We start from the raw sequence: 22,017 nt of genomic DNA, 5'->3' as shown, positions 1-22,017 counted from the left end.
ACTTGTGCTTTACTTTAGTCATTCTAGGCAAGCTGCACCCTTCTTCTCGCAGCTCCCCGCCCTTCGTATCATCTTCGTATTCATCTATTTGCGAACATTGATCACCCTGCATATATATTTATTTGAAATTAAAATGATGATTAAAAGACCTAAAACACCCATACAATTTAAATTTAATGATTTTAATTGTGAAATATTTATTTAATTAAGTATAAAGTTTAACCAGCTTATGCCGACAATCATTCTTAGCTCACTCTCTCTTTTCGCTACGCTTCAAGCACACGTTAAGGATTGTCCGGATGCGCAATAACCAACCGATTACCCAGCAAGAATATACGTTAGCTGACGACGCAACGCTGATGTCGACAACCGATCCCAATAGCTACATCACCTATGCTAATGCCAGCTTTATCGAAGCAAGTGGTTTCACCGCCGAAGAGATCATTAAGCAACCCCATAACGTCGTTCGCCATCCGGATATGCCGCCGCAGGTTTTTGCAGATATGTGGGCAACGCTAAAACAGGGCGAGCCTTGGACAGGATTAGTTAAAAATCGCCGTAAAAATGGGGGGTTTTATTGGGTTCGCGCCAACGCCGTACCGGTTGTGCGAGGAGGGAAAACCGTCGGATTTATGTCGGTCCGCACCAAAGCCTCTAATGAAGAAATAGCAAAAGCCAGCCAGCTTTATGAGCAGATGAATCAGAATAAACTCGGCAGCCGACGGGTTCATAAAGGATTGTTATTACGTGCTGGGTTTTGGCGCTGGACATCCATCATGAAAACCATGCCCTTACGTTGGAGAATTCGCACAGCGCTGTTTGCTCTACTCCCGCTTTCCATCGCAACGGTGAGTGCCTTGAATGTCGAACATCTGGCGTTGGGCATTTTCTCTGCGGCTATGGCGCTGTTTCTTATCCTGATCTCGGCATGGCTGGAATCACAAATATCTCGCCCGCTAGAACGGGTATGCCAACAGGCATTGCGGGTCGCCACTGGCGCAAGCCATAACGTGGAGCATATGAATCGCGTTGATGAAATTGGTGTAACGCTACGCGCCATTGGTCAATTAGGGCTGATGTTCCGTTGGCTTGTTAATGACGTGAGTGGGCAGGTGATCAACGTGCGCAGCGCCAGCGACGAACTGGCGCAGGGCAATATTGACCTCAGCGCCCGCACTAAGCAAACCGCGGCAAACGTGCAGCAAACAGCGTCCACCATGACGCAAATGACGATTACGGTGCAAAACAACACGGAAACGGCAGCCAAAGCCGATCAGTTATCTATTTCAGCGAGCAGCGCGGCCACTAACGGCGGTCAGGTAATGGAAACCGTGATCGCCACCATGGATGAAATCGCCAGCAGCACCAAAAAAATCGCCTCTATCACCAGCCTTATCGACAGCATTGCTTTTCAAACCAATATATTGGCGCTCAACGCGGCGGTCGAAGCCGCACGAGCCGGAGAAGATGGCAAAGGTTTTGCCGTGGTCGCAGGTGAAGTACGTAACTTAGCCCAACGCAGCGCAAGCGCCGCGAGCGAAATTAAAAGCCTGATCGAAGCCAGCGCGGAGAAAGTCCAAAGCGGCACAAATCAGGTTCATACGGCAGGAAGTACCATGCGGGATATTGTTGAACAGGTGAGAAATGTCACCGATCTTATTGCACAGATTAGCGCTGCGACCTCAGAACAGAGTACCGGACTCAATGAAGTCAGCCGAGCCATTGATGAGCTTGATCGCATCACCCATCAAAATGCCGTTTTGGTACAAGAAGGTGCCGAAGCATCAGCCAAGGTAAAACAGCAGGCCATGTGGCTCGTCGATGCAGTGACCGTATTTAGATAGCCGTCCACTTTATCCCCATCCGGCCGAATCGCAAGGCGGGATGGGCGAACCATCTTCCGCACTTCAAATTAGTCTTAGATCTATTCATTTCTGAAATATGCGCCATATAGGCTATGCTCCACTCAGAGCTAGGCAAAAGCATTATTTCGTACGTAAAAATCATCCACAGATGAAATTATTGGCCATTGAAGGCCGCTTCAATATCAATCAGGAGAACGGTTTGTCCGATACCCCCGCAACGCCCCAGTGCAGCCGACGATTTACCCCGCAAAGGATTATTAATATCTGCTTCTTTGCTGTCTTCATTTTTACATCGTTGCTTTTCTGGCGTCAGGGGCAAGTGCTAAACAACGGCTATCAGGCAAGTCAATTAAACCGACTGGAAAACGTGAGCGCACAGCTTGGAAGCCGCATGCAGTTTCGTTTGGATAACCTGCTTTTCTTACGTAATTACATGCGCTATATGCTTTCTCAGCCCATCATGCCAGAGCAAAAACGGCTGCTTGAAGCTGAAATGGCCACGTTGCGCGTGCAGGATATCTGGCAAACGGGTCATAGCCATTCGGCGTCTCCACCGCTCAACGGGATCGGTGACAGTCAAATTGGTCTACTCCCCTCAAGCGACCGTCCGAATAACGATTTGTGGCTAACAGAAATCAATGCTGCGATGCGTCTCAAAGCGTTACTGCCGCTCACCAATCTTAATCAGGCATTACAGCCGCGTATTTACTATATTTCGCGCTCAGGCTTCTACCTGTCTTCAACGCCACCACGAGACAAGTCACTGATTTCAGGACTGTATACGCATATGTTAGCGCGACCTTACTTCCCGATGGCGGCTCCAGAGGCAAATCCGCACCGAAAAGCATTTTGGAGCCGCATGTTTGACAATCAGCAAGATGGGATGCTGATCAGTGCAACTGCGCCGGTCGATTATGGCGATCGTTGGTGGGGGATTCTGGGAATGGATTTCTCAATTAAGCGGCTAAATTACTATCTGCAAGCGGCGCTGCCTTCCCATCCACACAGCGTTTTTATGCTGTACGACAGTCACTTTGAGCCGATCACATCTTCCGATGCCAACTGGTATCGCGGTAAATACTTTTCTGAAGCACAAAGGCTCTCGCTGCAAAAAGCCGTATTAAAGCAAAGCGAAGGGACAACCCGTATCGGCACCAGCTTTGTGACGTTTACCCGTATGGAAAATCCGAATATCACCTTGATTAGTCTGCAATCCTTGCGCCAAGGCTTACAGGATCAGTATGGGCGCATCAGTCTGACGCTGGTCGCACTATGGTGCCTCTTTGTTATCACGCTGATTGGCACCCATTACGTCATATCACGGCTGGTGCGCAATATGGAAACCTTACAGAATCGGCTGAGCTGGCGCGCGGAACATGATCCGCTAACCGAACTGCTTAACCGTCGTGGTTTCTTTGATAAAGCCGAAGAGATAACGCGCAAAGGTCAGTGCTACGGGCGTTCCATGGCTATCATTCAGGTTGATTTAGATAAGTTTAAGAATATCAATGATGTCTATGGCCATCATGTTGGCGATCTGGCGCTTAAACATGCCGCAGACACAATGACATCGATGCTACGCAAGCAGGACATCATTGGCCGCATTGGCGGCGAGGAGTTCTGCATCATGCTGCCAAACGCCGTGCTTTCGGAGGCGGTGGCGATTGCCGAACGTATTCATGCACAGTTTAATCGCCAAAATCTGATGCTTTCTGATGGCAGAACCGTAGAGGTCACCGCATCAATGGGTGTTTCTGCCTGTTCTGGAACGACGAGTTGCAACATCGAAAGCCTACAGTCGCAGGCCGATAAACGCCTGTATAGAGCCAAAACGGCAGGTCGTAACCAAGTTTGTGCCAGCGATATGGATGCATAACCTGTCAACGATACGGCTGTAAAAGTGACTCCGATCACATTTTGTATCTGCATGAATTATATAAATATTCGTGCGGATTTATTTTCATTTCAAGAAACTTCTTAGCTATGGATATATTTAAACTAAATCCTATTTAACGAATATTTATTCTTTAAACGAGAAATAATGTTATTTATCGTCATATTCCAAAATAATAAAAATAAGTAAATTTCCAGCCATGCTTTCTATACATAAATTTACTCATTACATGAAAGAATAAGAGATGTTTATTTTAAGCTCATAGCGAAATTATGATGATTAAATATCAATCGCTTGTAAACGTTATAAATAAGACTATTCCTACCAGAAGTGGATTTTCTCTAAACAAAAACTAAACAAACTCACACATAAAACACTACTGTTTGATTTTATTGATAAAAAAATGATTCAATTTTCGTACAGGGATCGCTATTATTATCTAGCGTCTTCATTTTTGTGACAACTGTCACATGATGATATAGTTTCACAAGTAAAATACTTATTAAGTTGGAATCTATCATGAAAAAATTAACTAGCCTGGCCGTAATTATCGGCTTAGCAACTTCTGTTTCTGCTTTTGCTGCTAACTCTGAAAACACTGGCTATTATGCCGGTGCTAAAATGGGTACCAGCCTGGAGCAAATCCACGGTCAGAAATCTGCAACTGGCAGCAGCGTACCGCGTGACACCAAACAAGCTGGCACCGCTGGCCTGGTATTCGGTTATAACTTCCAGAATGAATTCAACCTGCCAATTCGTGCAGAATTAGATTATTCATTCCGTGATACTACTGATACCGACCATTTCATCAAAGCTGACAACACTCGTACTCACAACCGTGTACGTCTGCAGACCGCTATGCTGAACGGTTACTACGACATCAATACCGACACTGCTTTCACTCCATACATCAGTGCTGGTATCGGTTACGCTAACGTAAACCTGAAAAACACTCAGGATGGCGCAAGCCACTCTGGTAACGGTGACAACTTCGCGTGGAGCGTTGGTACTGGTGTTTCTTACGCTATCAACAACCACCTGGATCTGGATCTGGGCTACAAATACCTGGACGCTGGCGATGCAACTGCACAAGCTTCCAAAGTTAAAGTGGCTACCCACGATTTCACCGCTGGTGTTAACTACTACTTCTAAGACCTTTTCTTCTAAGCTTTACGCTTAGAGAATGTCTGGTGAGTATGAGTCATAAAAAACCCGCCATTGGCGGGTTTTTTTACGTTTGAATGTTACGTTTGAATTTTATGTTTGAAAATAAAGGGGCTTTAATTCACGCCGCGTAGCGCCATCATCTGACGCAGATGAGCAAATACGTTCCCTACACGCAGACCATTGTGTTCAAATTCACTGGTGATCCACGTTTCTACGTTGCCAATATGCTTGGCCGTTTCCAGCGATAAACCAACATCTACATACATGTCATTGTAATAAACCGCCGCAACCACAGGCACCGTATTGGCAGCCAAGCGCTCCACGTCGTACAACGGTTGCCATTCCGAACGCTGCGCCAACTGGTGAACCGCATCGCGGAACGGTCGTAAACACTGCATTTCATCAAACATCCACGGATAGATCATCTCACCCGTTAGCATCAGCGGACGGCAGTCGGCTTGAAACTCAGGCAGCGTGTCATGCACGCGCTGCGCTGCCCAGTGAGTCGCCCCACTGTGGTTATCAGCATAAATACTTTCATGCAGTACAGCATACAGAGGATGCTCGGTGAAGCCGGTGAGATGCATCACCTGCGATAAGAACGTATCGCTCAGCTCACCTTCATGATTGAAGGCTTCGTCAAACAGCCACAGCAAATTCTCATAGCCTTCACTCATGCCTAACTGAATACCCAGCGTTTGCAGACGCTGTACGGTGAGGATATCGCCATCGGGCAGATACACATCCTGCTCGTTGAGCACGTCCGCAATCCGGTTGATTTGCTGCTGCATGTGGGGATAGCGCGAGAAGAAAATCTGATTCTTTTCTTTCAGCTTCTGATAGGTGCGCTGATACAGCTGCTCGGCATCGGGTTTAATTGAGGGTAGACCACCGGTGATATAGCAGGCATCAAGACCTTCTGGGGCCTGAGATAAATAAGTCAGGGTGATAAAGCCACCAAAACTCTGCCCTAAGGTGCTCCATTTACGGCCACCAAACTGCGTTTTTCTCAGATGCTCGGCATCTGCCACAATAGAATCAGCGCGGAAATATCTGAGATAGTCAGCGGTTTGATCCACGTCCATATTGCGGATCACGCTCGATTCGATCCTGCTGCTCTGCCCCGTGCCACGTTGATCAAGCAAGATCACGCGAAAGCTTTTCAGCGCCTCGCCTAACCATCCGCCTTTGCTAGTCGGTCGCGGCGATTTTCCACCTGGGCCGCCTTGTAAAAACAGCAAACATGGCAAATCTTCTGCTGCTTTTCCGCCCTCTGATAACTCTCGCGCAAAAACCGTAATACGGCGCGGATCATTTTCATCAAACCAGTTCAGCGGTACCGATACACGATGCTCTCGCACCCACATACCGGCTAACAGATATTCCTTTTCAATCATGGCAGACCACTCCTGCGGCAAAATTCGTTTTTATCGCTCAACAATGCTCAAGCCACCTTCACGGTAGCGCGTCATTTGCTCACTCGGCGTATTACCGAAGAAACGTTTATATTCACGGCTAAACTGCGAGGCGCTCTCATAACCAACGCGAATGGCCGCAGTGCTGGCTTTTAGCCCGTCATGCAACATCATCATCCGCGCCTTATGCAAGCGGAAGGATTTGATATATTGCAGCGGAGAGGTTGCCGTAACGGCCTTGAAGTTATGATGAAACGCAGAAACGCTCATATTCACTTCCTGCGCCAGCAAATCAACGTTTAGGCTATCTGAGTACTGTTGTTCAATCAGGCGCAGTGCCTTAGCGATCTGACTGAAGTGGCTGTGACGGTTAGCTAATGCCTGTAGCGCTTCGCCACCGTCTCCACACAGCGCGTGGAACAGCATTTCGCGCACAATTTGCGGCCCTAATACACGCGCCTGTAATGGATTAGCCATTGCGTCGACCAAGCGCTCAGTGGCACAAAACATCGACTCATCCAAAGATACCGACTTCACACCGCTCGACTGGCAGCGCTGCTTGGCGGCCAAACCGTCACCGATATCCATTAAGAGATCCTGCAACATGCTGGTGTTTACCCGCACTGATAAACCGATCAGCGGCTCATCTGGGGTGGCAAACGTCTCGCATTCGCAGGGTAATGGCAGTGTCATCAGCAGATAATTAGTGGGGTCGTAGCGAAACACCTGCTCACCGAGATAGCCCACTTTATGCCCTTGCAACACAATGATAATACAAGGCTCATACATCACCGGCGTACGCGGCTGATGCTGATTTGCATAGATTATTTTTACATTCTCAATCGGTGACGCACTCACTCCAGGCTGAGCCACCTGACGGCTTAGCTGCTGTGCAAGCTGTGTCCACCGCTCATCGATTAACATTGACCAATCCCCGCCGAACCAAATAAAGTGCAATGAATGATGCCAAATACATCTCTATTTCTACAGTTGATTGTAGAAATAGGCAAGTCATCAACAGAAATGAGCATTGAGCCATACGCTCATTACGCCCAGAATAGCATTCAGAAAATGCAATGGCGTCGACGGCCAAAGCATAACGAATCAAAATAAACACTGAGGCAGATTTCAATGCAAAATTTTACACTCCACACCCCAACTAAAGTTCTGTTCGGCGAAGGCCAAATCGCTAACCTGCGCAATGAAGTGCCAGAAAATGCACGCATCCTGATCACCTACGGCGGCGGCAGCGTAAAACGCACCGGCGTTTTGGATCAGGTTCATGCGGCGCTGAAAGGTTTACACGTATTTGAATTCGGCGGCATTGAGCCAAACCCGTCTTACGAAACGCTGATGAAATGCGTTGAAGTGGTTCACAACGAGAAAATCGATTTCCTGCTGGCTGTCGGCGGCGGTTCCGTTATTGATGGCACCAAGTTCATTGCCGCAGCGGCAAACTACGTCGGTGAGCCTTGGGACATTCTTGAAACCTACGGCAGCAAAATCACCAGCGCAATCCCATTGGCTGCGGTATTAACCTTGCCAGCGACCGGTTCCGAAATGAATAAAGGTGCGGTTATCACTCGCCGTGCAACGGGAGACAAACGTGCATTCCAGTCTCCATTCGTGATGCCTCAGTTCGCTATTTTGGATCCTGTTGTAACCTACACCCTGCCAGCTCATCAGGTGGCAAACGGCGTAGTGGATGCGTTTGTGCATACCGTTGAGCAATATCTGACTTACCCTGTTGACGCTAAAGTGCAGGATCGTTTCGCAGAAGGTCTGTTGTTGACCCTGATCGAAGAAGGCCCACGCGCACTGGCTGAACCTGAAAATTATGACGTTCGTGCCAACATTATGTGGAGTGCCACCATGGCGCTGAACGGTCTGATCGGTGCAGGTGTGCCACAGGACTGGGCAACGCATATGCTGGGTCATGAACTGACCGCAATGCACGGTATGGATCACGCACAGACCTTAGCCGTGGTACTGCCTTCTCTGCTGCAAGCAAAACGCCAACAGAAACACGCTAAGCTGCTGCAATATGCAGAGCGCGTATGGAATATTCGTGAAGGTAATGAAGAACAGCGCATTGATGCAGCGATTGCCGCTACGCGTAAATTCTTCGAAGAAATGGGTATTAAAACGTATCTGAAAGATTACGGTGTTGACGCTAGCTCCATCCCAGGCCTGCTGGCAAAACTGGAAGAGCACGGTATGACTGCACTGGGTGAAAACAGTGATATCACGCTGGAAGATAGCCGTAAGATTTACGAAGCGTCGCTGTAAGAATATCTGAAAAACTGACCCCACCCCAGCCCTCCCCTTCGCAGGGGAGGGAGCAGACCTGTTCTCGATATTATTCAAGCACTCGATCGGCTCCTCCCCCTGACAAGGGGGAGGTTGGGAGGGGGTTAAGCCTAGCAGTTACTCGCCGACATACTCCATCGTCACACGTGGAGTTAGCTTGGTAATCAATTCGTAAGCACTGATCCCCGTATAGCTAGCAATCTTCTCAACCGGTAGTTCAGCACTCCACAGCACCACTTCATCGCCCACTTTATCTTTGGCTTCAGGACCTAAATCGACTGAAATCATATCCATCGATACGCGGCCAACAATCGGCACCTCACGGCCATTCAGCAACACAGGGGTTCCCGAAGGCGCACTGCGCGGATAACCATCGCCATAGCCAATCGCGACCACGCCTAAACGAGTATCACGCTGGCTGACCCAAGTTCCGTTATAGCCAACGGGCTCACCGGCTTTGTGCTCACGCACGGCAATCAGGCTAGATTTTAGCGTCATCACCGGCTGTAAACTGTAGTGATCGGCATAAGGTTCTGCCAAAGGCGATACGCCATACAGGATAATCCCCGGGCGCACCATATCGCGGTGCGACTGGGGCCACAGCAGAATACCGCCGGAAGCCGCAATTGATTGCAAGCCAGGCTTACCCGTCGCGAATGCATCGAAACAGGCCAGTTGAGCTTCAGTCATTCCCGTTTCTGGCTCATCCGCACGGCTAAAGTGGCTCATGATATTCACGGGCTGCTCAACGTTTCGGCAGTTGGAAAGACGCTTATAGAAAGCTTCCGCCTGCTCTGGGCGCACGCCCAAACGGTGCATGCCCGTGTCGAGTTTCATCCAAACCTTAATCGGGCGCTCTAAATCGGCCTCTTCTAAGGCCTGCAATTGCTCATCGCTATGAATGGCCGTCTCGATATTATTGGCGACTAAAACCGGCAAATCATCGGCAGAGAAAAAACCTTCCAGCATCAGGATAGGTTTCACGATGCCGCCTGAACGCAGTTTCAGCGCCTCACCGATACGCGCTACGCCATAGCAGTCTGCATCTTTTAACGTTTTGGCAGTTTCTAAAAGCCCGTGCCCGTAAGCATTGGCTTTTACAACGGCTATCAGTCGGCTGTGCGGCGCAAATTGACGAATTTGCTGAAAGTTGTGTCGCAGAGCGCGGCGATCAATGACTGCGGTTGCCGCTTTCATTTCTATTCCTTCCCGATTTCTCAAATGAGTTAATAAATACATCTACTTCTGAACGAGCTTAGAGCTGCTGCTCGTTCGATTATTCGTCGTCGTACTGCGGGCCTGCATAGTTGTCGAAGCGTGAGAACTGGCCGTTAAAGGTTAAGCGAACCGTACCGATTGGGCCGTTACGCTGTTTACCCAGAATAATCTCCGCAATGCCTTTTAAATCACTATTCTCGTGATAAACCTCGTCACGATAGATAAACATGATCAAGTCGGCATCCTGCTCGATTGAGCCCGATTCACGCAGGTCGGAGTTAACCGGGCGTTTATCAGCACGCTGCTCCAAGGAGCGGTTAAGCTGAGACAGCGCCACTACCGGAACCTGTAACTCTTTCGCTAACGCTTTGAGTGAACGAGAAATTTCCGCGATTTCCAAGGTACGGTTGTCGGATAAAGACGGAACCCGCATCAACTGTAGGTAGTCGATCATGATTAGGCTAAGGCCGTCATGCTCGCGGAAAATACGGCGCGCGCGTGAACGCACTTCCGTTGGGGTTAGGCCGGAGGAATCATCGATATACATGTTCCGTTTTTCCAGCAGAATCCCCATGGTGCTGGAAATTCGCGCCCAATCTTCATCATCTAACTGGCCGGTACGAATTTTGGTTTGGTCGACGCGAGCCAAGGAAGCCAGCATACGCATCATGATCTGTTCGCCGGGCATTTCCAGACTGAAAATTAGCACTGGTTTATCCTGCGTCATCGCGGCGTTTTCACACAGGTTCATCGCAAAGGTGGTTTTCCCCATCGATGGACGTGCCGCCACAATAATCAAATCAGAGCGCTGCAACCCAGCGGTTTTCTTGTTCAGATCCTGATAGCCGGTATCAACGCCAGTCACACCATCATGCGGCGTCTGATAGAGCTGCTCAATTCGCGCGACCGTTTGTTCAAGAATACGATCGACGCTTTTTGGCCCTTCGTCTTTATTTGCACGATTCTCAGCAATCTGGAATACGCGAGACTCGGCAAGATCCAGCAGATCTTCGCTGCTGCGGCCTTGCGGATCATAGCCTGCATCGGCGATCTCGTTGGCTACGGAGATCATATCGCGAACTACCGCACGTTCACGCACGATATCAGCATAGGCACCGATGTTTGCCGCACTTGGGGTGTTTTTCGATAGCTCAGCGAGATAAGCGAATCCGCCCACCGATTCTAATTCACCACGCTGTTCTAATGATTCAGACAGCGTGATCAGGTCGATAGGCTTGCTCATTTCTAGCAAGCGTTGCATTTCAGTAAAGATTAGGCGGTGTGGACGGCTGTAGAAATCGTTGGCGACGACGCGTTCTGCCACGTTATCCCAGCGCTCGTTGTCCAGCATCAACCCGCCCAACACGGACTGTTCCGCTTCCAGCGAATGTGGTGGTAGCTTGAGCCCCTCCATCTGCCTGTCGCGCGGGGTCTCGTTTGATTTGTTGGTGGGTTTATTTCCTGCCATAGTGGGAATGCTTTACCTGTTAATGAAAGACGCGTCAGTATACCTGAATGTGCCCGATTTTCGATTATAACAATGACACTATGCATCTGAGGAAAGACGATGGCAAAACGTATCCAGTTTAACGCCCATGGCGGGCCAGAAGTTCTTGAATATGTAGAGTTTACTCCAAAGGATCCCGCGGCTGGTGAAGTACAAATCAGCAATAAAGCAATCGGAATCAACTACATTGACACCTATATTCGTGGCGGACTGTACCCAGTCCCCCAGTTTCCATCAGGGCTAGGAACCGAAGCGGCTGGCGTCGTGACAAAAGTGGGCGCTGGCGTAACCAGCATTGAAGTGGGCGATCGCGTGGTTTATGCGCAAAGCTCGCTCGGCGCCTACAGCACCGTTCATAACGTGCCAGCCGAGAAGGTTGCGCTGCTTCCTGAAGCCATTAGTTTTGAACAGGGTGCGGCCGCTTTCTTAAAAGGGCTAACCGTGCACTATTTGCTGCGTCAAACCTATGAAATTAAAGCAGGTGAAGTCTTCTTATTCCATGCCGCAGCCGGTGGCGTCGGCCAAATCGCCTGCCAGTGGGCAAAAGCGCTCGGCGCCAAACTGATTGGCACCGTGGGCTCCGATGCCAAAGCAGAGCGCGCCAAACAGGCGGGGGCATGGGCAACCATTAATTATCAAACCGAAGACATTGCCCAACGCGTGTCCGAACTGACTCAGGGTGAAAAAGTCAGCGTCGTGTACGACTCGGTGGGGAAAAGCACTTGGCTGGCCTCACTCGATAGCCTGAAAAAACGTGGCCTGATGGTGAGTTTCGGCAACGCCTCTGGCCCCGTTACCGGCGTCGATTTGGGGATTTTAAATCAGAAAGGATCGCTGTATGTCACGCGCCCTTCTCTCAACGGTTACATCAATAACCATCAGGATTTACTCAGCGCCAGTCACGAACTCTTTTCGCTGATCGCCAGCGGCGCGATTAACGTGGATGTGCCGGATGCGCAAAAATTTGCTTTAGCGGATGCAAGAAAAGCCCACGAAACCCTGCAAAGTCGCGGAACACAGGGATCGAGTTTGTTGATACCAGAGTAGTTACCGATGTAATCACAGTGAAAAACTATGTTTAATGACACCGTCTCAGAGCCGCCAGCAGGGAAGCTGGCGGCAGGTTGAGGGCGCACAGGATGTGCGCTCCGAGACCGGTCTGGCAAGCGACTCAGTGAAAAGCGCGAGAGTCGAGAGGTTGCGCGCCAGCAACCTTTCGTCGGACGCCTACATCTGTGATTCATGGGAAAGCTTATGCATTCAGGCGGACGAAACTCTTCGCCGAACGAGCATAGAATAGATACCTAATAATAACGCCTCGTCTGTGGCTTCTGCATAGAGCGATAAATCCACACCACCACAATAGCCAAAGCAATCCACGGCAGCAGTTTAAAGACCATCACAAATAGGCCACCAAACAGCATGAATAGTGTGGCAACGGCCACGGCGGCGATAATGCCGAGAATTGAAATTCCGGTCACCATCAGCATGACAAAAAAGCCAAGAATAAAGAGGACTTCCAACATGGTGATCTCCTGAGTGAAATACAACGGTGATACCGTCGACTACTCAGTGATTTACAAGAATCATGCCAAGAATAGAAATTACGTAACTATATGATTTTACGAGATAGCGCTGTAGCTTATGCAACAGCGCCTGATGAGTTTTACTAAAATTTAGTTTTATTCACCACGTGATTGACTAACAAATTGCAACGCGGCTTCAACCACTTCAACGCCAGCTCCCGCCTTGTGCGCATTTTCGCTCAGATGACGACGCCATTGGCGAGCACCAGGAATGCTCTGGAATATACCGAGGATATGACGCGTGATATGGCCCAGATAGGTTCCATTAGCCAATTCACGTTCAATATACGGATACAAAGAACGTACCACATCAATGCTGTTCGGCACTTCGACAGTGGGATCAAATAACTCGCGATCAACATGCGCCAAAATGCTTGGGCTTTGATAGGCTTCGCGCCCCATCATCACGCCGTCCAGATGTTGTAGATGAATTTTGGCTTCTTCCAACGTTTTCACACCGCCGTTGATGGCGATGTTTAGATGCGGGAAGTCACGTTTTAACTGATAAACACGCTCATAATCGAGCGGCGGGATTTCACGGTTTTCTTTCGGGCTTAGGCCTGAGAGCCACGCTTTACGCGCATGTACTGTGAAACTATTACACTCGCCTTTACCTGAAACTATGCCGATAAAATCGCACAAAAACTCGTAGCTATCCTGATCGTCAATACCAATACGCGTTTTCACGGTCACAGGAATAGAAACTACGTCACGCATCGCTTTAATGCCGTCGGCAACCAGTTGGGCTTCGCCCATCAGGCAAGCGCCAAAACGACCATTTTGAACACGATCTGAAGGGCAGCCTACGTTGAGGTTAATCTCATCATAGCCACGCTGCTCAGCCAAGCGCGCACAATGCGCCAAGGCTTCAGGATCGCTTCCTCCCAGTTGCAACGCCAACGGATGCTCTTCTTCGCTGTAGGCTAAGTAGTCGCCTTTACCGTGAATAATGGCGCCTGTTGTCACCATCTCGGTATATAAAAGGGTCTGTTTAGTCAGCTTGCGATGAAAATAGCGGCAGTGGCGATCGGTCCAATCCAGCATCGGCGCAACGGAAAAGCGACTCTGGCTGAATGGCATAGCAGAAGAAGGATTATTGGCGTTTTGGGTCATTATTCTCAGGATTTCAGTCAGTTTGAATCAGATACGGTGCCTAGAAAAAACAGTATCACCGTGGATATTGGGCAAGTATACCGTGAATTTGAGCTGAACCCACAGACTTCCGCGCTCATGTTTAGCAGCCAGAGGCTCAAGCCCCCTGCTTGAGAAAACGTGAGATACCTGATTTTTCGCCAGAACTGAGATACTCTTACAGCCATTAGCGACTGTGGCTGGCGTTACCCTGTGTAAACTAATCCATACACATGTGATCTGGTTCACAGATTTACTTGATTATTGACTTAGACCAACCGGTCTACTATAGTAACTCACATGAACAAAACGACAAGCACGACCAACAACACCTGCGAACACATCTTAGATGTGGGTGAAGAATTGATTTTAAACCTTGGCTTTACGGCGATGGGTTTAAATGAGCTTCTGGCTACCGCAGGGGTACCAAAAGGTTCGTTCTACCATTACTTCAAGTCTAAAGAGAAGTTTGGTGAAGCTATGCTTACCCGTTATTTCAGCGATTACGTGATCATGCTGAAAGAGAAGTTTTCGGATGGGCAAAAGACACAGCGTCAGCATTTGTTAGATTATTTCTCACATTGGATGGCGCAAAGCTGTGAAACGGTATGCCACAGCAAGTGCTTAGTCGTAAAACTGGCAGGTGAAGTCAGTGATTTATCAGAGGTCATGCGTGAAGCATTAGATTCTGGTATCACACGCGTCATCGCCCAGTTGCAGTCGAGTATCGAGTCTGGCGTTGAAGAAGGGTCGCTGGTGATTGAAGAATCCCCCGAACTACTCGCAGATTCACTATACTCTTTATGGTTAGGCGCAGCGTTACGGGCTAAGGTCAACAGATCTGATGCACCGTTTGTTTCAGCCATGCAGCGTACGGAACGCTTGCTGAAGCCCGGCACCATTTAAAGAGACAATCGCAGCACAATGAATGCCTGCGTGAAAACGTTTGGCATTATTTTTTACCCTTTAACTAGACGACTGGTCTATTAAATCAGTATCTAGATCACATATTTAGCGAGATGACACCATGAAAACTATCACTTTGACCGTACTAATGACCCTAGCCCTTGCGGGTTCTGCTTTTGCACAAAGCTTTTCAGAAATGACTGCTAGCGAACAACGCGCAACCGTCGTCAATCATTTGAACAACGGTAGTGCTCAAGCTCATCAGATCACTATTAATAAATAATCGGCATTGCCCAGTGCCATACAGAACTGAATTTATTATTAAAACCTGCAAAGTAGGTCAGTGAGTCGCCACCGCGTGCCCTGACCTACTTCAAAAAATTTAAAGAAGAGAAAATCATGAAAACTTCAATTTTACTGTCTGCTATTGTTGCTCTTACATTAACGGGTTCGGCTTTCGCTCAATCATTTTCTGACCTCAGCCCAGCTGAACAAAGCACCTTGGCATATTCAAACCGCAACGGCTCTGCTTACGCTCATCAGATGATGGCTAAACAAAAACTGCATGAAGCCGGTATCGCTAGTTCTACCGTCCACGGTAGCGCAACGTTTTCACAGCTAAGTGCACAAGATCAACGCGCAACTGTTATCAATAATCTGAATAACGGCGACGCCTATGCACATCAATCTGAAATCAAATAACAGATTGAATATTTGCCACTGCCGCCTTAAGTAAAAGCGGGCTGACGGGAATCCCCTCTCAGCCCGTTTTATTTTGGGTGAGCAAATGCAGCCAACAAAAATGCAGCTTGAAGTATGACGGGTATAATTATGTTAAAATAGCGGCACCCTATTAGCTTGGCCGGAAGCAAAACATCATGACCACAACCTCGTTAGAGCGACTGCTCGCACAGGCAGAAGAGATTTGTCTGCAACGCAATGTTCGACTGACTCCGCAAAGAATGGAGGTGTTGCGTCTGATGGCCTGCCAAAAAGGCACTATCAGTGCTTACGATTTACTGGATTTACTCCGTGTTTCTGAGCCACAGGCTAAGCCGCCGACTATTTATCGCGCTCTCGACTTTTTGCTAGAACAAGGCTTCATTCACAAAGTGGAGTCCACCAATAGCTACGTAATGTGTCATCACATCGAAGAGCCTAGCCATACGTCTGCATTATTTATTTGCCATCGCTGTGGGCAGGTGACTGAGCAAACAACGCAGGATGTGCAGGAACATTTAGAAAAGCTTGCGGCACTGACGGGGTTCTCACTCCAGCATAGCGTGGTAGAAGCGCATGGTTTATGCAGAGACTGTGGGAAAATTGAGTCTTGCGATAATCGTGATACATGTCATCACGATCATTCCGAACCAAAAAAGAAAAAATAGCGTTTAAATAACGCATAAAAAAGAGCCGCATCTGCGGCTCTTTTTTTAATCATCTGCAATAAATATCAGCAGTGGCACATTATTAATAAAGGAATATCAACAATGGAAAATTTTCCGTTTTAATATTCGTATCCGTTCTTTATTTATAATGCGTATTTGCAGAGTGATTATTTAGGCAAACAAGTTTAAATATCACCAACGATATTTATTATGATCTTCCCACGCTTTGACTTCTTTCTCAGCGGCTTCTTTCTGATAGCCGTAGCGTTCTTGGATTTTACCTACCAGCTGATCGCGTTTCCCTTCGATTACGGTAAGATCATCGTCGGTTAACTTGCCCCATTTTTCTTTCACTGTCCCTTTAAACTGCTTCCAGTTACCGCTCGCTTGATCTTTATTCATAATAACTCCGTATCACTTATGTAATGGAATATATTCCCCACACATCTGTACTCGATTAAATTAATAATAACTGCGATGTGAGGCATCAGTTAACGTTCACCATTAAGACTAGCGGATACTGAGCATAAAAATATTTTCAGCTAGATAATCGATAATATTTAATGAAAATCTTTCACAAAAAAGCATAAAAGCAGAGAGAAAACAGAGGATAAGCGAAGAATAATTTTTTCCACCTAGAATGTAAGCAAATATTAATAACGCGTCATTTTAGGGCAATGCAAAAACTATCGGAATTATCACATTGCCCTCATTATTTAACGCTATAACAACCTAATTTAATTCAATATTACTGGAAGGAAACCATGTTTTTTCCCGCCAATGACGCCGCCAGACAATCCATAATGAAATCCCGCGCAACGATAAAAATACGGCTAAAGCCAGCCATAAACCGTGATTACCCAGCCAAGGGAGCGTGAACAATGTTAAACCATAACCCGCAGCGGCAACGGCCATGCTATTACGCATTTCAGCACCGCGCGTCGCACCAATAAACATGCCATCCAGCAGGTAACACCATACGCCCAGCAGTGGTAACACAATTTGCCATGGCAGATAGTGCAATGCCAACGATTGTACTTCTGGCAACGAGGTTAATATCTGGATGATTTGTTGGCCAAATACGGCGTATAGCATGGCAAAGAATACCGCCACAATACCCGCCTGCCGACAGGCAGAATGCCAAATTTTCTGCAGTTTACGACCGTCGCGTGCACCATAGGCCTGCCCTGAATGGGCTTCCACTGCATAAGCAAAACCATCTAGCGCGTAGGCGGTAAACGTCAGCAAATTCATCAGTACTGCATTCACCGCCACCACTTCACTTCCCATTCTGGCACCCAGAATCGTCAGCGATGAAAAGCATAGTTGCAGCAGCAAAGAGCGCAGCATGATGTCGCGGTTTAACGCCAACAGGCGGCGGAGGTTTCCACGCCACGCGTTGCGGAAATATTCCAGATGTAGGCCACGCAGTTTCATCACGTGCCAAACAAGGCCGATCCCCAGTAAAAATGTCGCGTAGTCGGCAATCACCGTAGCACTTGCTGCGCCAGGCACCTTCCAGCCCAGTCCAACAACAAACCACAGGTCGAGCGTGATGTTAATAACGTTGCCCACAACCAGCAATATAACCGGCGCACGGGCATATTGAACGCCTAACAGCCAGCCAAGAATAACAAGGTTCGCCAGCGTCGCTGGCGCACCAAGCCAGCGAATCTGCATAAACAGGCGAGCCTGCTCCAGCACATCCTCATGACCGCCAACAATTCGTAGTACGCCGTTAATCAAAGGCTGCCGCAGCGCAATAATAGCGAACCCAGCCAGCAACGCTAAGAGCATCGGCTGCACCAGCGCACGAGCCAGCGCCGTTTTGTCCCCTGCACCGAATGCTTGCGCAGTTAGCCCCGTGGTACTCATGCGTAAAAATAGCAGCAGCATGAATAAGAATGACGTCGCCATCGCGCCAACGGCTACGCCACCAAGATAAACGGGGCTATCCAAGTGCCCAATCACCGCGGTATCGACTAGCCCTAATAGCGGAACAGAGATATTCGATAGGATCATCGGTAGTGCGAGGACCCACAGCGCCTTATCGGTTGGTGTAAGCATTTTCATTTTTTGAATTCATTCCAGATGGCCTATCCGTTATCTCAACACAAAGCGGCTGCAAACCTGAATAAATATGCCGCATAAAAAAGCCCCAATTAAGGGGCTTAATCTATCGGTGTGATGTCAAACACAACAGGCGAAGTTTTAGATCCAGTCGCCGTTGCGAATAACGCCCACCGCTAAACCTTCGATCGTGAAGTTTTGCTCACGCAGGTCAACAACGATAGGCTCGAAGTCGCTGTTTTCTGGCAACAGCTGAACAATATTGCCTTGTTTTTTCAGACGCTTAACCGTCACTTCATCTTCGATACGCGCAACCACAACCTGGCCATTACGCACATCCTGAGTTTTATGCACGGCCAGCAAATCACCGTCTAAAATACCGATATCGCGCATCGACATACCGTTAACACGCAGTAAGAAATCTGCATTTGGCTTAAACAGAGCAGGATCCACTTGATAGTGGCCTTCAATATGTTCTTGCGCTAACAGGGGCTCACCGGCTGCCACGCGGCCAATTAAAGGCAGGCCCGTTTCATCTTCCATCAAAAGACGAATACCACGTGAAGCGCCGGAAACGATCTCGATAACGCCCTTACGCTGCAACGCTTTTAAATGTTCTTCTGCCGCATTAGGAGAGCGGAATCCCAAGCGCTGAGCAATTTCAGCGCGGGTTGGCGGCATGCCAGTTTGTTCAATATGGTCACGAATCAGATCGTAGACTTCCTGCTGTCTGGCTGTAAGTGCTTTCATTCCACCACCTGTTTGTTTATACAGTTTTGCTGTGAGTATATACAGGTAGCGACCATTTTGAAACCGTGAAATACATAAAGATTGAGCCGTAGCGCATCAGATCTGCATTAAGCATGTGTTTTTTGTATTTTCAGCCAGCTACCTATCAACAATCGGCCCATTCATCAGCCATTTTTGACCATTTCTGGCGCTCTATAGGTTCGCTGTGGGCGGCCAACTTTTCCATACACAATTTCAGCCATAATCAGATGGCGGCCCGCGCAAAACTCTAAGTAGCGCCGTGCTGTTGTTCGGCTTAGCTTAAGCTCTTGTGCAACGGTTTCAGCGGTATGACGCGCATCCGGATCGGCAAATAACTTCTGCACCTTATCTAAGGTCAATGCATCGATGCCAACTGGCAACTCTTCTTTCTGCTCGCCACGTGCATAGGCATTGAACATATCATCAATCTGACGCTGGCTGGCGCTATCGCTGTTAGCGAGCATTCGCTTGCGTACATGGTAGCGTTCAAGCGTTTGCCCCATGCGCTCGTAGGCAATCGGCTTCACTAAATAGTCGAATACGCCGCAGCGCACCGCTTCTGACACCGTATCCATATCGCTCGCCGCGGTGGTAAAGACCACGCCACCAGGGAAACGAGCCTGAGTTAATTCGTGCAATAGCGTGATGCCTTTACCATCGGGCAAATAGTTATCCAGCAAGATCAAATCGGGTTTGAATCGCTCAATCATCATTCTGGCCTGAGCAAGATTTCCCGCCAACCATACCTGACCACAGCCGTGGAAATGGCGAATAAACTCTGCATGCATCTCTGCTAGCGGAGTCTCGTCTTCAACAATCAGAATCGTTATTGGTTGTGTCATAAGTCTTTTTCACTTTCGGAATAAATACGGAAAATAAAGTTCCACAAGGTTCATTGTCTTCTAACGTAATCACACCGCCACAGCGGCCAACGTAGCTGGCGATCAGATACAGTCCAATGCCATGCTCACCGGCGTCTTCTGTTTTGGTGCTTACCCCTTGCTCAAAAATAGCCTCACGTAAAGACTCAGGAACGCCACATCCTTGATCGGCTACTTCCACAATCACATCCTCGCCCTCGTCGCTAAGATACAGCTCGACGGTTTTATTACCCTGCAAATTCTTCAGGCTAGCATCAAAAGCATTGTCGAGTAGATTACCCACGATAGCCGCAAACTCAGTGCTATCAAGCCCCTCAGGCAACTGACGTAGCTGGCTGCCTTCAACCAAATTGAACGTCAGCCCCAGTTCACGAGCGCGCTGCGCTTTGCCAAAAAGCAGCCCTGCAACCTGACGATCGTCAAAAGAACCTCTCAGACTATCAATCAGCTGCTGCTGCGCCTGTGACTCACCTTTTACCATTGCCAACGCACGATCATATTCTTTCATTTGTAACAGCCCGTTGAGCGTCGACATCCAATTAAGATGCTCATGGCGCAACGTGCGCAGGCTTTCAACATACTGTTTTATCTGCGTGAGCTGGGCGTTAAGCGTGCTAATTTCGTCTTTGCTACGGAAACTAATAATGGCACCCAATAGCTCATCGCCGAAATGTATGGCCGCACGGTTAGCAATGACGCTCAAGCCATTAAACGTGCAAATCACATCCTGCCGTTTTTCTTCAATCTGTTCCGTGAAAAAGCCCGCAGGATCAACAACCTCTTCGATAGGTTTTCCCAGCCATTGTCTTCCTGGCGAGCTTAATCCAAGCATTTTGCGCGCATTTCGGTTGATCGCAGTAATCAGCCCTTCGGGATCGACCGCAATAAGTCCTTCATATACCGAGCCAAATAGCGCATCTTGCTGGCGAACCACGCGCGCTATTTGGCGCGGTTCCATCCCTAACATTTGCCGACGAATATGCGAAGCAAACATCCACGACAGCAACATCAAGATAATCAGAATCAGAACAAACACGCCCGCCAAAGGCAGTAAAAAATCTAGCCGCCAGCTGTCTATTTTGCTGACTAAATAGCCAAGTGAAACAACGCCAATAATTTTGCCCTGCTCATCAAAAATCGGCGTTTTCGCGCGCATTGCCATACCGATAGAGCCTTTACCGGTAATGAAATAACTTTCTCCACGCTCCAGTGCACCGGGCTTGCTCCACTGCATTGGAAGGCCAATCTTGGCCGGATTAGGATGATATAAACGGATAGAATTTTTATCCCCGATAACAACATAGTCAAAATCCGAACCGGTACCTAATTTATTGGCGATAATGGCAAGACGTTTGGTATCTCTATTTTTCACCGCCGTGACAACACTATCAATTGAAGCAATGATTTTGGCCTGATTCATAGCCATATCACGGACATGATTACTGAGATAATCTTCAAAAGAGGCAGATAAATATTTCCCCAGCGCGGCAACCAATAATGTTGAGACTAGGAGTAATAAAAGAAATATTCGTAAAGGAAATGCGATGCGGCTAAAAAACCTAAACTCTTTAACATTTGGTTTGCCAAACATCGATATTTCCTCTTTTTTACGACGAAAAGATGGGCTAGCATCAGGGAAATGTAATGAATATGTTTCCTTGTTTTCTACCCACTATGGATTAGATCGTTGCAGATTCTACGGATTAAATCAATTAAACAAATAAAAACCACGTTATTTATGCAAATAAAAATAATTAAGGAAATAAAAACCATTAAGTCTATTTAATTCTGATAACTCTTTGTGAAATAGGTCAAGATTTCCCGCCTTAATACTCCTTACGATCACTCCGTCAACGCAAAAATATATACGAATAAGATTAAAGCGTTGCGCCGAGCAATTGAAAATAA

20 protein-coding genes are annotated in these 22,017 nt (G+C 48.0%); 9 read left to right on the top strand and 11 right to left on the bottom strand.

All coding sequences use genetic code 11. The features are described 5' to 3' along the window. Nucleotides 1-299 precede the first annotated feature (299 nt). The 3 genes from RSC70_RS14090 to RSC70_RS14080 all read left to right on the top strand — a co-directional run bounded on the left by RSC70_RS14090 (nt 300) and on the right by RSC70_RS14080 (nt 4,911). Entirely contained in the window at nt 300-1,844 is a 1,545-nt protein-coding gene (locus RSC70_RS14090; protein WP_040044778.1) for a methyl-accepting chemotaxis protein, read from the top strand. 169 nt (nt 1,845-2,013) lie between these two features. Next, on the top strand, nt 2,014-3,741 hold the full coding sequence (gene dgcQ / locus RSC70_RS14085; RefSeq protein WP_332542801.1) for a cellulose biosynthesis regulator diguanylate cyclase DgcQ: 1,728 nt from the start codon (nt 2,014-2,016) through the stop codon (nt 3,739-3,741). A 537-nt stretch (nt 3,742-4,278) separates the two neighbouring features. Next, nucleotides 4,279-4,911 carry an outer membrane protein gene (locus RSC70_RS14080; protein ID WP_332542800.1) on the top strand — a complete coding sequence of 211 codons (633 nt, stop codon included), beginning with the start codon at nt 4,279-4,281 and terminating at the stop codon, nt 4,909-4,911. Nucleotides 4,912-5,039: 128 nt separating this feature from the next. Here the strand turns inward: RSC70_RS14080 and RSC70_RS14075 are convergent, their stop codons facing one another. Together RSC70_RS14075 and RSC70_RS14070 are read right to left on the bottom strand one after the other, a co-directional pair. Beyond that, nucleotides 5,040-6,323, bottom strand: coding sequence for an alpha/beta fold hydrolase (locus RSC70_RS14075; protein ID WP_332542799.1), 1,284 nt, complete (start codon nt 6,321-6,323; stop codon nt 5,040-5,042). Nucleotides 6,324-6,353: 30 nt separating this feature from the next. Beyond that, nucleotides 6,354-7,265, bottom strand: a complete 912-nt coding sequence (locus RSC70_RS14070) for an AraC family transcriptional regulator (protein ID WP_040044775.1) — start codon at nt 7,263-7,265, stop codon at nt 6,354-6,356. A gap of 207 nt (nt 7,266-7,472) precedes the next feature. On the opposite strand from RSC70_RS14070, the gene yqhD reads away from it, so the two are divergent. Next, entirely contained in the window at nt 7,473-8,630 is a 1,158-nt protein-coding gene (yqhD, locus tag RSC70_RS14065; protein WP_025802396.1) for an alcohol dehydrogenase, read from the top strand. Between the two features lie 138 nt (nt 8,631-8,768). Here yqhD and alr read toward each other — a convergent pair whose 3' ends face one another. Both alr and dnaB read right to left on the bottom strand, forming a co-directional pair. Beyond that, nucleotides 8,769-9,848 carry an alanine racemase gene (gene alr, locus RSC70_RS14060; RefSeq protein WP_332542797.1) on the bottom strand — a complete coding sequence of 360 codons (1,080 nt, stop codon included), beginning with the start codon at nt 9,846-9,848 and terminating at the stop codon, nt 8,769-8,771. A gap of 79 nt (nt 9,849-9,927) precedes the next feature. Then, nucleotides 9,928-11,337 carry a replicative DNA helicase gene (gene dnaB / locus RSC70_RS14055; RefSeq protein ID WP_004093484.1) on the bottom strand — a complete coding sequence of 470 codons (1,410 nt, stop codon included), beginning with the start codon at nt 11,335-11,337 and terminating at the stop codon, nt 9,928-9,930. Between the two features lie 99 nt (nt 11,338-11,436). Between dnaB and RSC70_RS14050 the strand changes: the two genes are divergently transcribed. Then, entirely contained in the window at nt 11,437-12,423 is a 987-nt protein-coding gene (locus RSC70_RS14050; protein ID WP_332542796.1) for a quinone oxidoreductase, read from the top strand. 257 nt (nt 12,424-12,680) lie between these two features. On the opposite strand, the gene pspG is transcribed toward RSC70_RS14050, so the two are convergent. Both pspG and dusA read right to left on the bottom strand, forming a co-directional pair. Beyond that, entirely contained in the window at nt 12,681-12,902 is a 222-nt protein-coding gene (gene pspG / locus RSC70_RS14045; RefSeq protein ID WP_025802403.1) for an envelope stress response protein PspG, read from the bottom strand. Between the two features lie 156 nt (nt 12,903-13,058). Then, nucleotides 13,059-14,075: a tRNA dihydrouridine(20/20a) synthase DusA gene (gene dusA / locus RSC70_RS14040; protein WP_040044773.1), complete on the bottom strand. Its 1,017-nt coding sequence runs from the start codon at nt 14,073-14,075 to the stop codon at nt 13,059-13,061. Between the two features lie 318 nt (nt 14,076-14,393). Between dusA and RSC70_RS14035 the strand changes: the two genes are divergently transcribed. The 4 genes from RSC70_RS14035 to zur all read left to right on the top strand — a co-directional run bounded on the left by RSC70_RS14035 (nt 14,394) and on the right by zur (nt 16,387). Continuing rightward, nucleotides 14,394-14,999 (top strand): TetR/AcrR family transcriptional regulator, encoded by a 606-nt coding sequence (locus RSC70_RS14035; RefSeq protein ID WP_130997740.1) that lies wholly within the window; start codon nt 14,394-14,396, stop codon nt 14,997-14,999. Nucleotides 15,000-15,120: 121 nt separating this feature from the next. Beyond that, entirely contained in the window at nt 15,121-15,282 is a 162-nt protein-coding gene (locus tag RSC70_RS14030) for a hypothetical protein (RefSeq protein WP_181881110.1), read from the top strand. Nucleotides 15,283-15,398: 116 nt separating this feature from the next. Then, on the top strand, nt 15,399-15,701 hold the full coding sequence (locus tag RSC70_RS14025; protein WP_025802409.1) for a hypothetical protein: 303 nt from the start codon (nt 15,399-15,401) through the stop codon (nt 15,699-15,701). A gap of 176 nt (nt 15,702-15,877) precedes the next feature. Beyond that, a complete protein-coding gene (gene zur, locus RSC70_RS14020) occupies nt 15,878-16,387 on the top strand; it encodes a zinc uptake transcriptional repressor Zur (protein WP_043490474.1) in 510 nt (169 codons plus the stop codon). A 192-nt stretch (nt 16,388-16,579) separates the two neighbouring features. Here zur and RSC70_RS14015 read toward each other — a convergent pair whose 3' ends face one another. From RSC70_RS14015 to dpiB, 5 genes are all read right to left on the bottom strand, one after another. Beyond that, nucleotides 16,580-16,789, bottom strand: coding sequence for a CsbD family protein (locus RSC70_RS14015; protein ID WP_025802413.1), 210 nt, complete (start codon nt 16,787-16,789; stop codon nt 16,580-16,582). 330 nt (nt 16,790-17,119) lie between these two features. Further along, entirely contained in the window at nt 17,120-18,460 is a 1,341-nt protein-coding gene (gene dinF, locus RSC70_RS14010; RefSeq protein WP_130997737.1) for an MATE family efflux transporter DinF, read from the bottom strand. A gap of 138 nt (nt 18,461-18,598) precedes the next feature. After that, complete coding sequence (lexA, locus tag RSC70_RS14005; RefSeq protein WP_025802416.1) at nt 18,599-19,207, bottom strand: transcriptional repressor LexA; 609 nt, start codon at nt 19,205-19,207, stop codon at nt 18,599-18,601. Nucleotides 19,208-19,371: 164 nt separating this feature from the next. Next, nucleotides 19,372-20,070, bottom strand: a complete 699-nt coding sequence (dpiA, locus tag RSC70_RS14000; protein WP_282807374.1) for a two-component response regulator DpiA — start codon at nt 20,068-20,070, stop codon at nt 19,372-19,374. Further along, nucleotides 20,039-21,700: a sensor histidine kinase DpiB gene (gene dpiB / locus RSC70_RS13995; protein ID WP_130970393.1), complete on the bottom strand. Its 1,662-nt coding sequence runs from the start codon at nt 21,698-21,700 to the stop codon at nt 20,039-20,041. The genes dpiA and dpiB overlap by 32 nt, the downstream gene beginning before the upstream one ends. Between the last annotated feature and the right edge of the window lie 317 nt (nt 21,701-22,017).

Origin of the sequence: Hafnia sp., from assembly GCF_036648275.1 — a bacterium.
GTDB classification, from domain to species: domain Bacteria; phylum Pseudomonadota; class Gammaproteobacteria; order Enterobacterales; family Enterobacteriaceae; genus Hafnia; species Hafnia alvei.
Note: the sequence above shows the minus strand (reverse complement) of the source record. Positions and strands in the feature narration are given on the sequence as shown.

Bases quoted from the DNA above. Each gene is read 5' to 3' on its own strand.
- RSC70_RS14080 (WP_332542800.1), top strand. From the start codon at position 4,279: ATGAAAAAATTAACTAGCCTGGCCGTAATTATCGGCTTAGCAACTTCT.
- RSC70_RS14075 (WP_332542799.1), bottom strand. From the start codon at position 6,323: ATGATTGAAAAGGAATATCTGTTAGCCGGTATGTGGGTGCGAGAGCAT.
- dusA (WP_040044773.1), bottom strand. From the start codon at position 14,075: ATGACCCAAAACGCCAATAATCCTTCTTCTGCTATGCCATTCAGCCAG.
- yqhD (WP_025802396.1), top strand. From the start codon at position 7,473: ATGCAAAATTTTACACTCCACACCCCAACTAAAGTTCTGTTCGGCGAA.
- RSC70_RS14070 (WP_040044775.1), bottom strand. From the start codon at position 7,265: ATGTTAATCGATGAGCGGTGGACACAGCTTGCACAGCAGCTAAGCCGT.
- alr (WP_332542797.1), bottom strand. From the start codon at position 9,848: ATGAAAGCGGCAACCGCAGTCATTGATCGCCGCGCTCTGCGACACAAC.
- RSC70_RS14090 (WP_040044778.1), top strand. From the start codon at position 300: ATGCGCAATAACCAACCGATTACCCAGCAAGAATATACGTTAGCTGAC.
- RSC70_RS14015 (WP_025802413.1), bottom strand. From the start codon at position 16,789: ATGAATAAAGATCAAGCGAGCGGTAACTGGAAGCAGTTTAAAGGGACA.
- dpiB (WP_130970393.1), bottom strand. From the start codon at position 21,700: ATGTTTGGCAAACCAAATGTTAAAGAGTTTAGGTTTTTTAGCCGCATC.
- dinF (WP_130997737.1), bottom strand. From the start codon at position 18,460: ATGAAAATGCTTACACCAACCGATAAGGCGCTGTGGGTCCTCGCACTA.
- dnaB (WP_004093484.1), bottom strand. From the start codon at position 11,337: ATGGCAGGAAATAAACCCACCAACAAATCAAACGAGACCCCGCGCGAC.
- zur (WP_043490474.1), top strand. From the start codon at position 15,878: ATGACCACAACCTCGTTAGAGCGACTGCTCGCACAGGCAGAAGAGATT.
- pspG (WP_025802403.1), bottom strand. From the start codon at position 12,902: ATGTTGGAAGTCCTCTTTATTCTTGGCTTTTTTGTCATGCTGATGGTG.
- RSC70_RS14050 (WP_332542796.1), top strand. From the start codon at position 11,437: ATGGCAAAACGTATCCAGTTTAACGCCCATGGCGGGCCAGAAGTTCTT.
- RSC70_RS14025 (WP_025802409.1), top strand. From the start codon at position 15,399: ATGAAAACTTCAATTTTACTGTCTGCTATTGTTGCTCTTACATTAACG.
- dgcQ (WP_332542801.1), top strand. From the start codon at position 2,014: ATGAAATTATTGGCCATTGAAGGCCGCTTCAATATCAATCAGGAGAAC.
- lexA (WP_025802416.1), bottom strand. From the start codon at position 19,207: ATGAAAGCACTTACAGCCAGACAGCAGGAAGTCTACGATCTGATTCGT.
- dpiA (WP_282807374.1), bottom strand. From the start codon at position 20,070: ATGACACAACCAATAACGATTCTGATTGTTGAAGACGAGACTCCGCTA.
- RSC70_RS14035 (WP_130997740.1), top strand. From the start codon at position 14,394: ATGAACAAAACGACAAGCACGACCAACAACACCTGCGAACACATCTTA.
- RSC70_RS14030 (WP_181881110.1), top strand. From the start codon at position 15,121: ATGAAAACTATCACTTTGACCGTACTAATGACCCTAGCCCTTGCGGGT.